General features: G+C 75.3%; 12 protein-coding genes. 4 read left to right on the top strand and 8 right to left on the bottom strand.

Annotated elements, in window-relative coordinates; genetic code table 11:
- Positions 1–101: 101 nt before the first annotated feature.
- Positions 102–1,475, top strand: coding sequence for a carotenoid oxygenase family protein (locus ACWFQ8_RS30130; protein WP_453789456.1), 1,374 nt, complete (start codon positions 102–104; stop codon positions 1,473–1,475).
- A gap of 117 nt (positions 1,476–1,592) precedes the next feature.
- Here the strand turns inward: ACWFQ8_RS30130 and ACWFQ8_RS30125 are convergent, their stop codons facing one another.
- The 4 genes from ACWFQ8_RS30125 to ACWFQ8_RS30110 all read right to left on the bottom strand — a co-directional run bounded on the left by ACWFQ8_RS30125 (position 1,593) and on the right by ACWFQ8_RS30110 (position 4,309).
- A complete protein-coding gene (locus ACWFQ8_RS30125) occupies positions 1,593–2,033 on the bottom strand; it encodes a hypothetical protein (protein WP_453789455.1) in 441 nt (146 codons plus the stop codon).
- A 98-nt stretch (positions 2,034–2,131) separates the two neighbouring features.
- Positions 2,132–2,818 carry a HemK2/MTQ2 family protein methyltransferase gene (locus tag ACWFQ8_RS30120; RefSeq protein WP_453789454.1) on the bottom strand — a complete coding sequence of 229 codons (687 nt, stop codon included), beginning with the start codon at positions 2,816–2,818 and terminating at the stop codon, positions 2,132–2,134.
- A 258-nt stretch (positions 2,819–3,076) separates the two neighbouring features.
- Positions 3,077–3,364 (bottom strand): hypothetical protein, encoded by a 288-nt coding sequence (locus tag ACWFQ8_RS30115; RefSeq protein WP_453789453.1) that lies wholly within the window; start codon positions 3,362–3,364, stop codon positions 3,077–3,079.
- Between the two features lie 9 nt (positions 3,365–3,373).
- Complete coding sequence (locus ACWFQ8_RS30110) at positions 3,374–4,309, bottom strand: alpha/beta fold hydrolase (RefSeq protein ID WP_453789452.1); 936 nt, start codon at positions 4,307–4,309, stop codon at positions 3,374–3,376.
- Positions 4,310–4,762: 453 nt separating this feature from the next.
- Between ACWFQ8_RS30110 and ACWFQ8_RS30105 the strand changes: the two genes are divergently transcribed.
- The 3 genes from ACWFQ8_RS30105 to ACWFQ8_RS30095 are packed head-to-tail and all read left to right on the top strand — an operon-like array spanning position 4,763 to position 8,229.
- Positions 4,763–5,974, top strand: coding sequence for a lycopene cyclase family protein (locus ACWFQ8_RS30105; protein ID WP_453789451.1), 1,212 nt, complete (start codon positions 4,763–4,765; stop codon positions 5,972–5,974).
- 9 nt (positions 5,975–5,983) lie between these two features.
- Positions 5,984–6,694 carry a class I SAM-dependent methyltransferase gene (locus ACWFQ8_RS30100; protein WP_453789450.1) on the top strand — a complete coding sequence of 237 codons (711 nt, stop codon included), beginning with the start codon at positions 5,984–5,986 and terminating at the stop codon, positions 6,692–6,694.
- On the top strand, positions 6,646–8,229 hold the full coding sequence (locus ACWFQ8_RS30095) for an FAD-dependent oxidoreductase (RefSeq protein ID WP_453789449.1): 1,584 nt from the start codon (positions 6,646–6,648) through the stop codon (positions 8,227–8,229). Before ACWFQ8_RS30100 ends, ACWFQ8_RS30095 begins: the two co-directional genes overlap by 49 nt.
- Positions 8,230–8,278: 49 nt before the next feature.
- On the opposite strand, the gene ACWFQ8_RS30090 is transcribed toward ACWFQ8_RS30095, so the two are convergent.
- The 4 genes from ACWFQ8_RS30090 to ACWFQ8_RS30075 are packed head-to-tail and all read right to left on the bottom strand — an operon-like array spanning position 8,279 to position 12,988.
- Entirely contained in the window at positions 8,279–9,277 is a 999-nt protein-coding gene (locus ACWFQ8_RS30090; protein ID WP_453789448.1) for a DUF5914 domain-containing protein, read from the bottom strand.
- The gene (locus ACWFQ8_RS30085; protein ID WP_453789447.1) at positions 9,274–10,239 is read right to left on the bottom strand and encodes a phytoene/squalene synthase family protein; all 966 of its coding nucleotides are present in this window, start codon (positions 10,237–10,239) and stop codon (positions 9,274–9,276) included. Before ACWFQ8_RS30085 ends, ACWFQ8_RS30090 begins: the two co-directional genes overlap by 4 nt.
- Positions 10,236–11,774, bottom strand: coding sequence for a phytoene desaturase family protein (crtI, locus tag ACWFQ8_RS30080; RefSeq protein WP_453789446.1), 1,539 nt, complete (start codon positions 11,772–11,774; stop codon positions 10,236–10,238). The genes ACWFQ8_RS30085 and crtI overlap by 4 nt, the downstream gene beginning before the upstream one ends.
- Positions 11,771–12,988, bottom strand: coding sequence for a polyprenyl synthetase family protein (locus tag ACWFQ8_RS30075; protein WP_453789445.1), 1,218 nt, complete (start codon positions 12,986–12,988; stop codon positions 11,771–11,773). Before ACWFQ8_RS30075 ends, crtI begins: the two co-directional genes overlap by 4 nt.
- Positions 12,989–13,635: the final 647 nt, after the last annotated feature.

The raw sequence follows: 13,635 nt of genomic DNA, 5'->3' as shown, positions 1-13,635 counted from the left end.
CGGGCCGCGCACGGTCGATGGACAGGTGCGGACAGGACTGGACAGTCCCGGCCCCTTTCCGCCCTGGAAAGTGGACACCGTCCCGGACGAGTCTGTGCGCCATGAACCTCTCCCATGCCGACAAGCCGTACCTGACCGGTCACTACACGCCCGTCACCGACGAGGTCACCGCCACCGGCCTCACCGTCGAGGGCAGCCTGCCGCCCGAGTTGACCGGCCGGCTGCTCCGCAACGGCCACAACCCGAAGCCCGGTGTCACTCCGACGCACTGGTTCAAGGGCAGTGGCATGGTCCACGGGATCCGGCTGCGCGAGGGCCGTGCGGAGTGGTACCGCAACCGCTGGGTGCACACCCCCGCCCTGGACGGCGCCCCCTACATGACCGAGCGCGGCCCCGACCTGACGGCCAGCGCCGCGGGCACCCACGTCGTCGAGCACGCCGGACGCCTCCTCGCCCTGTGCGAGGCGAACCTGCCCTTCGAACTGACTTCGGACCTGGAAACCGTCGGAGCCCACGACTTCGACGGCAGACTGCACAGCGCCATGACCGCCCACCCCAAGACCGACCCGGTCACCGGGGAGCTCCACTTCTTCGGCTCCTCCCCCGTCCCGCCCTTCCTCACGTACTACGTCGCCGACGCCAAGGGCCGGATCGTCGACACCGCCGAGGTACCGGGGGCGACCGCCTCCCTCAAGCACGACTTCGCCCTCACCCACCACTACGTGGTCTTCGTCGAAGGCAGCGTCACCTTCGATCCCACCGAGCACTCCGGCATCCCGTACGGCTGGAGCGACGACCAGCCCTCCCGGATCGGCATCATGCCCCGTGGCAGCGACGGCGCCCGCCGCATCCGCTGGTTCTCCATCGAAGCGGGCAACATGCTGCACGTCGCCAACGCCTACGAGGACGCCCGGGGCCGCATCGTCCTGGAAGGCCCCACCGTCGACCGCGAGGGCTTCCGCCTGTCCTGGAACTGGTGGGTGGGCGCCCCCGGCCGAGGCACCGAACCCGTGGCCCGCTCCTACACCCGCCGCTGGGTCGTCGACACGACGGCCGGCAGCGTCGACGAGCAGATCATCGACGACCTCGCGGTGGAGTTCCCCACTCTGAACGAGGACTACCTCGGCGCCGAGCACCGCTACCAGTACGCCATCTCCTTCCCCGACGAGAAGGGCTTCGGCGGCTACGGCGTCGTCAAGTACGACCGCACCACGGGCGCCCGCCGCATCCACCACGTCGGCGACGCCCGACTGCCCGGCGAGGCCGTCTTCGTCGCCGCCGCCGGAGCCACCGGCGAGGACGACGGCTACCTGCTCACCGTGATCTCCGACCTCAAGCAGGACGCCTCGCAGCTCCTGGTCCTCGACGCCTCCGGCCTCGACCGCATCGCCACCGTCCACCTCCCGCACCGGGTGAGCGCCGGACTGCACGGCTCCTGGATCCCCGACACCGCCCTCGACGGCGCCGCGGGCTGACACACCGCGCAGGCGCTGCGCCACTGCCCCGCCGGCCCGCGAACTCCGCGGGCCGGCACAGCAGCGTCCGCTACCTCCCCGGCCCGCCGCCGCGGCCGCCCGTGCGCGGGTCCCGGTTCAGGAGGGGCCGGCCGTGTGGTCCGGGTGGCCGGTGGTGCGGCGGGCTTCCTTCATCTCCGCCTCGTAGAGGTGGTCCCTGCCGTCGACCAGGTCGTGCAGCGCCTGCCGCTCGATGTCCCGGAACGGCTCGTAGTAGGTGCGGTTGTACGCCTCGACGATCTGGAAGGTCCAGTGCCCGGGAATGACGTTGCGTCCCAGGACCTCGCGCTCGACGCGATCCGCCCACTCCCCGTGGCCCGCCTCCCGCAGCAGCCTGACCGCGCGGTCCAGCTCCAGGTCGGCGGTACCCGTCAACTGGTGGAATCCGTAGAGGTGGCCACGGGCCCGCTCCACCGTCTCCAGTGCCTTCGAGAGGGACCCCAGGGCCTCCACCGTCAGATCGCCGACCCCCTCGGGCCGCCGGTGGGCACCGTCGGGACCCTCGTCGTGGGGCGTCATGATCCGGTGACCGCCGGGCTCGGGCGGTGGTGTCGAGAGGGCATCACGGGTTCCTGTCCTCGGCCGGCGAACCGGTTCGCTCGATACGTACGACTGCGTCAGAGGTGCTGGGCACGGATGACCACCAGCTCCTCCCACTGCTCGGCTTCGCTCGCGAGGCCCTGCTGCTCCAGCCAGGCCCGTCGCGAACGCAGGACCGGGCCCCACGGGACGGAGGCCTTCGCCCTGACCTCGGCCGACAGGCCCGCCCCGGTCAGCCGGTCCACGGTCGCCTGGGGCCCGCACATGCCCGAATGCACCATCAGCAGGGCGCCCCCGGGCCGCAGCAGGGCAGAAGCGGTGGCACAGATCCGGTCGATGACCATACGTCCGTCGTGGCCCGCGTCCCAGGCCCGCTCGGGGCCGCGCGAGGGCAGCCGCGTCCCGGGAGCGGGTACGTACGGCGGGTTCGCCACGACCAGGTCGAACCGGCGGCCGGCGGTGCGTTCCGCGAAGTCGCCGTGCAGGACGCGCAGCGGAAGGCGGTGGAGCAGGGCGTTCATCCGCGCCGTGGCCACCGCGGACCACGACACGTCGACCGCCGTGACCGCGGCGCCTCTGCGCGCGGCGTGCAGAGCCAGCGCGCCGGTGCCGGTGCCTATCTCCAGGACGTCCGTACGGGGGCCGAGCTCCTCGTGCGCGAGTGCCTCGGCGAGCAGGTGGGTGTCCGCCTGCGGGCGGTAGACGCTGGGGAGCGCGATCAAGCGGCCGGGCAACCTCGCCGAGGTCAGGGCCGTACTGGACATCGCGTACCTCCGGGATCGAACGCGGCACGCACACGCCGTGCACGCCGCTTCCACTGACGACACGCTGCGACTGCCCCGACTCAGGCACCCCATTCGGCATTCCGGCGATCTTCGGAGCCACCAACGTAACCCCGCTCGGGAAAGCTCGCTCCCCGCACGGCGCCGTGCGGGGAGCGGTCCCGTTGGGCCATTCGGATGAACCGAGGACGCCGCTACGGGGGTGAGTCGGCCGGAGACAGCCGACAGCCGGCCGGAGGGTCAGTCGGTCGGCTCCTGGGGCTGGGCGTTGCCCGGCCCGGCGTCGGGCGGCTCGCCGGTCTCCCCGCCGCCCGTCTCCTCGGCATCCGTCTCGCCGGCGCCCGTTTCGCCGGCGCCCTTCTTGCTCGTGTCCGTCTCGGTCTCGGAGCCGTCCCGCCCGGGCCGTTCGGCCGCGGCGGCGGGGAGGTCCGGGGCGGCCGGGCCGAAGGGCGGCAGGTCAGGGGTGACGGCGTCGCGCTTTTCCGGAACTCGGTCCGGAAGCTCGGGCTCCGGCGGGGCACTGTTCATGGCACTCTCCTAGCGCGGGTCGGACGGGCTTGCCTGCCGTCCTTCGTCTTCCGCTTGCCCCGCCCCCGGCGCCCCACTCGCGCCCGGAGGCCTCGGCGGCCCCTTGCCGTGCGGGCCGGGGGCGTCCACCCGGGACGGGAAGCCGCTGAGGAAGTCCGCGATGCGCAGGCCCCAGGTCCGCACGTCGGCGCGGGTCCGGGATACGTGGAGCTCGGCGTCCGGCAGGCAGTCGGCCAGCGCGGCCGCCGTCGACACGGGGTGGCCGGGGTCGTCCACCCAGGTCAGGATCAAGGCCGGGCACCGCAGCGCGGCGAGCGCGGCGGGCGGCGGCAGGTCCGAGCGGGCCAATCCGCGCAGCACGGACGGCAGGACCGGTTCCGCAGGCGTGGGCGGGAAATCCGGGACGTCGGCGACGACGGCGGGACGGTGCGGCTCGCCCCGGGCCGCGCGCCAGGCCGCCGCCCCGTGTCGCTCGACGGTGTCGGCGGCGGCCCGGTTGGCGCGGGCGTAGGCCTCCCGGGTCGACCACGCGGTCGGCGGAAGGAGCAGCGCCAGCCGGGTGAAGCGGTCCGGCGCCCGGACGGCGGCGTGCAGGCAGGTGCCGCAGCCCATCGACGCGCCGATCGCGTCCACGGCCTCCGCGGTGCCCAGGTGGTCGAGCAGGCCCAGCAGGTCGTCGGCGAGCGAGGGGTAGGTGTAGTCGGCGTCGACGGGCAGGCCGGTGGAGCGGCCGTGCGCGCGTGCGTCGTAGCGGACCAGACGCCGGCCCGCCCGCAGGACCGGCGCCCAGTCGAACAGGTCCATCCGCTGCTCCACGGCCTGGCTGACGAACCCGCCGTGCGCGTACACGGCCAGGGGTCCGATGCCGGCGTCGTCGTACACCAGCTCGGCCCCGCGGTGGCGGAAGCGGCCCTCCACGACCGGCCGCCTTCCCGGTGTCCCCATACCAACGCGCCTTTCCGCCCGTACGGTCTTCATGCCTCGGGCGGCCCGTACGGGTCTTCATGCCTCGGGCGGCGAGGACGACGAGCAGGGGCTGATCGGGGTACCGCGCGGCTGTGCGCGGGGCCCGTGGGGTGCCGGGTGGGGCAGGGTGGACGGCGGAGGTGATCGCTGTGGGGCTCGAAGATCCGTCCCGGCGGGCGCGGCGGCGCGTCCCCGGCGAACGTGGACCCGGCGGTGCTGGACGCCCTGTTCACCCGGTCGCCGGTGGGCCCGCCCGTTCTCGACCCGGGGAGGTGGCGGAGCTGATCCGCGGCGTACGGGCGACCGGTGTGCCGGTGCGCGAGCGGCTGGTTCCCTCGCGGCTCGCTGTGCGCGGAAGCCGGCGCCCCACTGCATCCGCCGGCGTGTCCGGCGCGGAAGAGGAGCCGTTGGCACGCGGGGCGGGAGGCCGGGGTGAGCTGGGACGCTGATGTGACCGTCGTGGGCGCGGGGGCGGCCGGGCTGTCACTGGCGGTCGAGCTCTCCGAGCCGCGCCCGGGCGCGGGACCGGCGCCGCGCGTGGTCGTGGTCGAGGCCCCGCCGGGACCACTGAGGTCGCCCTCTCGGACCTGGTGCTACTGGGAGGCGGGTGCGGGTCCGTACGACGGGCTGCTGTCGGCGAGCTGGGACCGGCTGCGCGTCTACGGCCCCGACGGGGAGGTGGCCGACCGGCCGCTGGGTCCGCTGAGGTACAAGATGCTGCGCTCCGACCGGTTCGAGGCGGCCATGGCGGAGCGGCTCGACGCGTATGGGGTCGAGGTGCGGCGGACGGCGGTGGAGTCGGTCCACGACGCCGGCGCGGCGGCCCTGGTCCGCGGTCGCGGCGCGTCGGGGGCGCCCTCGGTGCTCCGCTCGGGGCTGGTCTTCGACTCGCGGCCGCCGCGGCAGTTGCCCGCCGCCCGGACCACGCTGCTCCAGCACTTCACGGGGTGGTTCGTGCGCGCGCCCGCGCCGGCCTTCGATCCGGGCGCGGCGACCTTGATGGACTTCCGGGTCCCCCAGCCGCCGCGCGGCCTCGCCTTCGGCTACGTGCTGCCGCTCAGCCGGTACGAAGCGCTGGTCGAGTACACGGAGTTCTCGCCGGCCGTGCTGGACGACGCGGCCTACGAACGCGCCCTGCGCCACTACTGTGCGACGGCCCTCGGCCTCGGCGACTACACCGTGGGAGGGCGCGAGCAGGGGGTGATCCCGATGAGCGACGGCCGCTTCCCCCGCCGCGCCGGGCGCCGGGTCTTCCTCATCGGAGCCGCCGGCGGGGCGACCCGGCCGTCGACGGGCTACACCTTCGCGGCGATCCAGCGCCAGAGCCGCCACCTGGCCGGGGCGGTGCGGGCGGGCCGCTCCCCCGCCCGCGTGCCGGCCGTGCACGGGCGCCGGGCCCGGGCGATGGACGCGGTGCTGCTGCGCGCGCTGGACACCGGGCGGGTCGCGGGCGGGCCGTTCTTCGCCCACCTCTTCTCGTCGGTGCCGGCCGAGCGGGTCCTGCGGTTCCTGGACGGCGCGACCTCGCCCTGGGAAGACCTCGGCATCGGTCTGCGCACGCCCGTCGTCCCCATGCTGCGGTCACTGCTGGAACTGCCGCTGCTTCCCCGATCCGTCCCGGCCGCTGTGCCGGTACGCCGTTGAAAGGCTGACATGTCACTGCTGCGCGACGAGGCCCTGTCGGTTGCCTTCGACCATGCCGCGGCACGCTACGACCTGCTGGTCGCGGCGAGTCCCGGCTACCACGGGCACCTGCGCCGCTCGGCCCGCCGATTGGGCCTGCCGGACCGGGGTCGCGGCGCCCGGGTCCTGGACCTGGGCTGCGGGACCGGCGCCTCGACGGCCGCGCTGCTCTCGGCCGCTGCACGGGCCGACATCACGGGGGTGGATGCCTCGGCAGGCATGCTGGAGCGTGCCGCGGCCAAGAAGTGGCCGGCTGGCGTCCGCTTCGTCGAGGCGTCGGCCGACCGGCTGGGCGAGGCCGGTGTCGAGGGTCCGTTCGACGCGGTCTTCGCCGCCTACCTGTTGCGCAACGTGCCCACTCCCGACCGTACGCTGGCGGCCGTGCGCGCCCGGACGGCGCCGGGCGGGCGGATCGCCGTGCACGAGTACGCGCTCAGCGGCAAGCCCGTGCACCGGGCGCTGTGGACGGCCGTGTGCCGGGCGGTGATCATGCCGCTCGGCCGGGCGGGCGGCGACGCCGGCCTGTACGAGCACCTGTGGCGCAGCGTGCTCGGCTTCGACACGGCCCCGGCCTTCGCCGCGCGGATGCGCGCGGCCGGTTTCAGGGACGTACGGGTGCTGCCGATGCCGGGATGGCAGACCGGGATCACCCACACCTTCGTCGGGCGGGTCGCCGCGTGAGCGGGGCGCATCCGGGCCGGGACCGGCGGGCCGTGCGCGTCGACGGGCGAGCCGGGCGGGCAGGGTTCGAGGGGGGCGACGGTCCGCGGGTGGCCGTGGTGGGCGGGGGCATCGCCGGCCTGTCGGCGGCGACCGTGCTCGCCGAGCGGGGGGGCCGCGTCACGCTCTACGAGCGGGACGCGCAGCTCGGCGGCCGGCTGGCGGGATGGGGGACGCGGCTGGCCGACGGCTCGGAGGTGACGATGAGCCGGGGCTTCCACGCCTTCTTCCGGCAGTACTACAACCTGCGGGCGCTCCTGCGCCGTACCGATCCGGGCCTCCACGGCCTGATCGGGCTGGCGGACTATCCGCTGCGCCACCGCGACGGCGGACAGGACGGCTTCGCGCGCGTGCCGCGCACGCCGCCGCTCAGCGCCCTCGGCTTCGTCGCGCGGAGCCCGTCCTTCGGTTGGCGGGATCTGGGACGGATGAACGCGCGGGCCGCCCTGCCCCTGCTGGACGTCGGCGTTCCCCAGGTGTACGAGTCCCTGGACGGGGTCAGTGCCACGGACTTCCTGGCCGCGATCCGCTTCCCGGAGGCGGCGCACCACCTGGCCTTCGAGGTGTTCTCACGCAGCTTCTTCGCCGATCCGGCGACCTTCTCCGCGGCGGAACTGGCGCTGATGTTCCACATCTACTTCTTGGGATCCAGCGAGGGGCTGCTCTTCGACGTGCCGCGCGAACCCTTCCCGCAGGCCCTGTGGGACCCGCTGGCCCGGCACCTGGGCGGCCTCGGCGCGGAGATCCGTACGGGCACGGCGGTCCGCGCGGTGGGCCCCGTCGGCGAGGACCGGGTGGAGGTCGTCGCGGGAGACTCGGGCGAGCGGTACGACGCGGTGGTGCTGGCCCTGGACACCGGCGGGCTGCGGGCGGTGGTCGACGCGTCGCCGGAGCTGGTGGACCCGGCGTGGCGGGCCCGGATCGCCGGGCTGCGGACGGCGCCGCCGTTCCTGGTGTCGCGGCTGTGGCTGTCGCGTCCGGTGGCGGGCGACCGGCACGGTTTCCTCGGCACCAGCGGCTTCGGCGGCCTGGACAACGTGAGCGTCCTGGACCGGTGGGAGGGCGAGGCACACCGCTGGGCGTTGCGGACCGGCGGTTCGGTGGTGGAACTGCACGCGTACGCGGTCGAACCGGCGGAGCGGCGGCCGGAGGTGGAGGAGCGGCTGGTGCGCCTGTTGCGCGAGGTGTATCCGGAGACGGCGGGCGCCGAGATCGTCGACGCCCGGCACGAGTGGCGCGAGGACTGCCCCCTGTTCACCGTCGGCGGCTACCGGGACCGACCCGGCGTGCGCACGGGTGACGCGCGTGTCGTGGTGGCCGGTGACCTGGTGCGTACGGGGCTGCCGGTCGCGTTGATGGAACGGGCGGCCACCAGCGGGTTCATGGCGGCGAACGCCCTGCTGGAGCGGTGGGGGGTGCGGGGCGAGACCCTGTGGACGGTGCCGGCCCGGGGCCGCTCCGCGGCGGGCCGGGTGCTGGCGGGTCTCGGGCGGTAGCCGGCCCGCGTGCCACCGCCGGTACCGGCGGCGGCCGGTGCCGGTCGGATCAGCCGGGGAAGCGTCCGGTGCTGCGCAGGTCCCAGCGGCGCTCCGCGTAGGCGAGGTCGTCCTGCCACAGGCGGCCCGCCGCGCGCCGGACGAGGGGGCGCAGCAGGGGGGCCGCGGTACGGGCGAGGGTGAAGCCGGGGCGGTGGGAGGTGGCGATGACCGCTTCGGTGACGAGGGTGCGGGGGCGGCCGTCGCGAGCGGTTCCCAACGGGGTGGCGTGGGTTTCGACGACGGAGCCCTCGCCTTCGCCCCCGGTGATGCGCATGACGACGGTGCGGGGGCCGGGGGCGGTGAATTCGGCGGTCACCGGTACGACCACGCGCCGGGCCACCTTGAAGGAGACGCGCACGGTGAGGACGTCGCTCCCGGCGCCGTCGTCGAGGACGGTGAGGTCGGCGAAGGAGTACGGGTGGAACCACGCGCCGTGCCAGGGGTCGAGGCGGTTGGCGACGATGTCCTCGGGCTCGCAGACGCCGGTGCCGGTGTAGACGGCGGTCAGGGAGCCGGCGGCGGACGGGCGGGGCGGTACGGCCGGGGTGTCGAGGGGCTCCTCGCCCCCGTGGGCGTCCAGGCGTACCCAGGCCAGGACGCCGTCGTCGTGCGCGGGGTACGGATTCCAGCCGGCGAACGGGGAGCCGTTGAGGGCGAGTCCGTGCCAGGGGCAGACCAGGGTGCCGCATCGGGTCGGTGCCTGCGCCAGCGGGGCGCCCAGGTGCGGGCAGGCGCCCGGGCCGGCGACGAGGGCGCCGCCGGCGCCGCGCCATGCCACGACCTCCGTGCCTTCGACGGTGCGTCCGTAGCCGGCGTCCGGGCGGACGGCGGCGCTCGGGCCCAGCACGTACCAGTTGCCGGCGGGTCGGGCCCCCGCCCGTTTGAGGGCGGCGTCGATGAGCCGGGGTGAGGCGTCCCGCCAGGTCGGCTCCTGCCGGTGCCAGGCCACCGGATCGCGGCGCAGGGTGACCGGGAGGCGACGGCGGTGCGGGGCTCGCGGGCTCATCGGGAAGGCTCCTCAAGGACGGGGGCGGCGGGGGTTCGCCATCGGACTGCCGCGATCTTGGCGAGGCCGGCCGCGGCCACGGCCGCCCGCCGGGCGAGCGGGACGGCGGAGCGGCGGTGGACGCTCGCGTACCCGTCGCGGGCGACGGCGTCGAGGATCTCCCCGTAGAGGACGAAGGCGGTTCGGACGCAGGGCCGGGAGACGGGTTCGAGCATGTCCAGGCCCGGCTCCGCCGCCGCGTAGAACCGCCGGGTCAGGGCGGCGGCGGCGTGGAGGGCCCGGGTGATGCGGGGGTCGCGGCGGCCGGTGCGCCTGCTCCACCGCAGCAGTTCCCGGTCCACGCCGTCGGCGGCGAGGAGGTCGGCGGGCAGGTAGACGCGGTCGCGGTCGAGGTCCTCGCCGACGTCGCGGACGAAGTTGGTGAGCTGGAACGCCTCGCCGAGCGCGGCGGCGTGCGGGGCGGCCTCCTCGCGGGATGTGGTGTGGCCCAGCACGGGCAGCATCTGGAGCCCGATGACGGCGGCGGAACCGTGCATGTAGCGGCGCAGGGCGTCCAGCGTGCCGTAGTCGGTGACAGTGAGGTCGCTGCGCATGGAGGTGAGGAAGTCGTCGAAGTGGCGGTAGGGGATGCGGTAGCGGTGCGCGATGTGGGCCACGGCGGTCACGACGGGATGGTCGCCGGGGCCGCCCTCCATCGCCGTGCGCAGGTCGTGCGAGAGGGTCCGCAGCCGCTGGGCGCGGTCGGCCGGGGCGGTGGGGGCGGACAGGTCGTCGACGATGTCGTCGGCGAGGCGGGCGAATCCGTAGAGGGCGTGCACGGCGGGGCGTCGGGACGCCGGCAGCAGCCGGGTGGCGAGGAAGTACGTCTTGCCGTGCTGGGCGTTGAGGCGGCGGCAGCGGTCGAAGGCCGCGCGCAGGGCGGGGTCGGAGATGGCGGCGGCGTCGAGTTCGCGTCGCGTCATGCCCGCTCGCCCTTCGTCGCTGCGGTGGAGGCTGTCGCGGTCCGGTGGCGGGCGCCGGGCAGGCCGGTGACGCGGGCCGCTGCGAGGCGGCCGGAGATGAGGACGGTGGGGACGCCGACGCCGGGGGTCGTGCCGCAGCCGGCGAGTACGGCGTTGGCGGCGCCGCGTACGAGGTTGCGGGGGCGGAAGGGGCCGGTCTGCGGGAAGGTGTGGGCGACGGAGAAGGGGGTGCCGGCCGCGTGGCCCTGGGCCGCCCAGTCGGCGGGCGTGACGAGGACCTCGGTGTCGATGGCGTCCTCGAAGCCGGTCAGGCCGCGGCGCTCCAACTCGCGCAGCAGGCTGTCCCGGTAACGGGGGCCCAGGTCCTTCCAGGAGGCGGCCGAGGGGCCCACGACGGTGTTCGGGCACGGCGCGAGCACGTAGTGGGTGTGTTTGCCGGGCGGCGCCAGGGCCGGGTCGGTGGCGGTGGGCCGGGTGATGAGGAGCGAGGGATCGCTCATCAGGCGGCCGGTTCGGGTGAGTTCACGGAAGGTCCGCTTCCAGGCGGCGCCGAAGGAGATCGTGTGGTGGGCCAGTTCGGGCCACGTGCGGTCGGTGCCGGCGTGCAGGACGACGGCCGACGGGGAGTGGCGCAGCGCGAGCGGGCGGCGCGGGCGGGCACCGAGCAGCCCGTACGCGACGGGCAGGTCCGGGGTCAGGACGACCGCGTCGCAGGGGATGCGCTGCCGGTCGGTGACCACGGCGGTGATCCGGTCGCCGGTGCGCTCCAGGCGGGTGACGGTCTGGCCGTGGAGGAGCGTGGCGCCCGCGTCGGCGGCGGCCGCGGACAGGGCGGTGGGGACGGCGTGCATGCCGCCTTCGGGGAAGTACACCCCGGCGACGGTGTCCATGTAGGCGATGACGGCGTACGCGGCGAGGGCGCGGGCCGGCGGGACGCCCGCGTAGAGGGCCTGGAAGGAGAAGACGCGCTGCAGCCGCTCGTCGGTGAGGAATCGGGCGATCTTCGGCTGGAGGCGGCCGAATCCGCCCAGCGCGGCGAGCCGGGCCAGGTCGGGGTGCAGGAGCGAGAGGGGCGAGTCGAAGTTGGACTCGATGAAGCGGCCGGTCTGCGCCCGGTAGAGGTCGTGCAGCCACTGGCGCAGACGCCGGTACCCAGCCGCTTCCCGGCCTCCGGCGAAACGTTCGATCTCCGCCTCCATGGCCTGCGCGCCCGTGTGGACGTCGAGGCTGCTGCCGTCCGCGAACCGGGCGTGGTAGGCGGGGTGCAGGGGGTGCAGGGTCAGCCGGTCGGACATCTTCTGGCCCACCGCGGCGAAGGCTTCCTCCAGCAGGTGCGGCATGGTGAGCACGGTGGGGCCGGTGTCGAAGCGGTGGCCGCCGCGCTCGATGAGGCCGGTCCGGCCGCCGGGTACGGGGTCGCGCTCGACGAGGGTGACGCGGCGGTTCGCGCCGAGGAGGTGGAGGGCGGCGGAGAGGCCCGCGAGTCCCGCGCCGACGACCACCACGTGGTCGGTGCGCCCGGTGATCGTCCTCATCGGGAGTCTCCATGGAGGTCCAGGTCGGCCGGCGCGGCGGCGCCGGCGTGGGGTGGGGGTGACGCGACCTGTCTGAGCAGCTGGGCGAGGTGCTGCGCGGCGGGGCCGTGTATGCGCGCCGCGGCCAGGTGCCGCTCGGACGCCCGCACCAGCCGCTCGATGCGCCGTTCGACCTGGGCCGGAGCTCCGGTGGACCGCAGGGCTTCGCGGACGGAGGACAGGGTGGGACCGGAGAGGTCGGTGCTCCCCCTGCAGGCCTGGAGGAGGTCGATGACGGCGGTGGCGCCGCCGGCGCGGGCTCGGGAGTGGGTCAGGGCCAGCAGGTACGTCGCCTTGCCGGAGCGGATGTCGTCCCCCGACGGCTTGCCGGTCAGCTCGGGGTCGCCGAACACACCGAGGAGGTCGTCGCGCAGCTGGAAGGCGATGCCGGCGCAGCGGCCGGCGGCGGTGAGCGCGCGGGCGGTGGTGTCGTCGGCGCCCGCGAGCGCCGCGCCCAGGGCCAGGGGCCGTTCGACGGTGTAGCGGGCCGTTTTGAGGCAGACGGTGCGGATGGCTTGGACGGCCGAACGGGAGGCGGTGGCCTGGCCGTGCAGATCGAGGTACTGCCCGGCGACCATCTCCGTCCGCATGGCGCGCCAGATCCGCAGGACGTCCCGGCGTACGGGCGGCTCCAGGTCGACCTCGGCGAGCAGGTCGTCCGCCCAGGACAGTGCGAGGTCCCCGGCGAGGACCGCCGCCGATTGCGCGAACGGCGCCGGCCCGGTTCCTTCGGGGGCCGCGGCCGTCGGGTACTGGAGTGCGATCTGGGCGTGGAAGGAGGGCCTGCCGCGGCGCACGGCCGACTGGTCCATGACGTCGTCGTGGATGAGGGCGCAGCTCTGGATGAGTTCGAGCGCGGCGGCGACGCGCAGGGCTCCGGGTGCGTGGGAGTCCGTACCACCGCAGGCCCGCATGGCCCACCAGAGGAACCGGGGCCGGATCCGCGAGCCGCCGCCGAGGACGAAGGCGGCGAGGCGCTCGGCGACGTCGGTGGCGAAGACGGCGTCGAGCGAGCGGCTGTACTCGGCGAACTCGCCGCAGACGAGATCCAGTTCCCTGTTGACGGCGGCGGCCACGTCGATGTCGACGGCGGCGGCCGCGGTGTGCGGGGACGGGTACGTGGTCTGCCTCTGGGGGGTCGTGACGAGATGTCGAGCAACCGACTTCGCGTGCATGCAGTCCTCCGTGTCGTGAAGTGGTGCTTGCCACCTGTTCGGCGTTCACCGGGCGGACGGATGCGCCGGGTCGTCTCTTTCGGATCTTGCCGGTGGAGCCCGCGTCGTCCGGTGCCCCGGCAACGCGGCGGGGTGCGGTGCCGGGCGGCGCGGGTCGGGCAAGATCCGTAGGAAACGACCTCGGACCGCAAGCCATTCGTCCCCCGCCGGGCGAGCGGCTCAGACAGAACGGACCGGCCGATCGCCCCAACGGACGCACCGGACGCCGGGCGGGGCGGCGCGGGCGGCCGGGGCGGCGGGCCCGGCGGGGACCCGGGGTGGCACGTGGTGGGCGGCCGGGGCGGCCGGCCGGGGCGGCAGGGTGGCGGAGGGCCGGGGCGGGGGCGGGCGGCCAGAGCGCGGGCCCGGCGGGGCCCAGGGTGGCGCGAGGCGGCCGGTCGGAGCGGCAGGGCTGGCGGGGCCAGGGTGTCGGGCTTGCGGAGGGCGGGGGCGGGGGCGAGCGGCCAGGGCGGCGAGCCCGGCGGGGAACCCAGGGTGGCGCGAGGCGGCCAGCCGGGGCGGCAGGCTGGCGGAGAGCCGGGGCGGGGGCGAGCGGCCAGGGCGGCGAGCCCGGCGGGGGCCGGAGCGGCATGGCGGAGGGCCGGGGC

The sequence above is a fragment of the Streptomyces sp. NPDC055254 genome, from assembly GCF_053606025.1.
This window is presented reverse-complemented; position numbering and strand designations above follow the sequence as displayed.

Bases quoted from the DNA above. Each gene is read 5' to 3' on its own strand.
- ACWFQ8_RS30130 (WP_453789456.1), top strand. From the start codon at position 102: ATGAACCTCTCCCATGCCGACAAGCCGTACCTGACCGGTCACTACACG.
- ACWFQ8_RS30125 (WP_453789455.1), bottom strand. From the start codon at position 2,033: ATGACGCCCCACGACGAGGGTCCCGACGGTGCCCACCGGCGGCCCGAG.
- ACWFQ8_RS30120 (WP_453789454.1), bottom strand. From the start codon at position 2,818: ATGTCCAGTACGGCCCTGACCTCGGCGAGGTTGCCCGGCCGCTTGATC.
- ACWFQ8_RS30115 (WP_453789453.1), bottom strand. From the start codon at position 3,364: ATGAACAGTGCCCCGCCGGAGCCCGAGCTTCCGGACCGAGTTCCGGAA.
- ACWFQ8_RS30110 (WP_453789452.1), bottom strand. From the start codon at position 4,309: ATGGGGACACCGGGAAGGCGGCCGGTCGTGGAGGGCCGCTTCCGCCAC.
- ACWFQ8_RS30100 (WP_453789450.1), top strand. From the start codon at position 5,984: ATGTCACTGCTGCGCGACGAGGCCCTGTCGGTTGCCTTCGACCATGCC.
- ACWFQ8_RS30095 (WP_453789449.1), top strand. From the start codon at position 6,646: ATGGCAGACCGGGATCACCCACACCTTCGTCGGGCGGGTCGCCGCGTG.
- ACWFQ8_RS30090 (WP_453789448.1), bottom strand. From the start codon at position 9,277: ATGAGCCCGCGAGCCCCGCACCGCCGTCGCCTCCCGGTCACCCTGCGC.
- ACWFQ8_RS30085 (WP_453789447.1), bottom strand. From the start codon at position 10,239: ATGACGCGACGCGAACTCGACGCCGCCGCCATCTCCGACCCCGCCCTG.
- crtI (WP_453789446.1), bottom strand. From the start codon at position 11,774: ATGAGGACGATCACCGGGCGCACCGACCACGTGGTGGTCGTCGGCGCG.
- ACWFQ8_RS30075 (WP_453789445.1), bottom strand. From the start codon at position 12,988: ATGCACGCGAAGTCGGTTGCTCGACATCTCGTCACGACCCCCCAGAGG.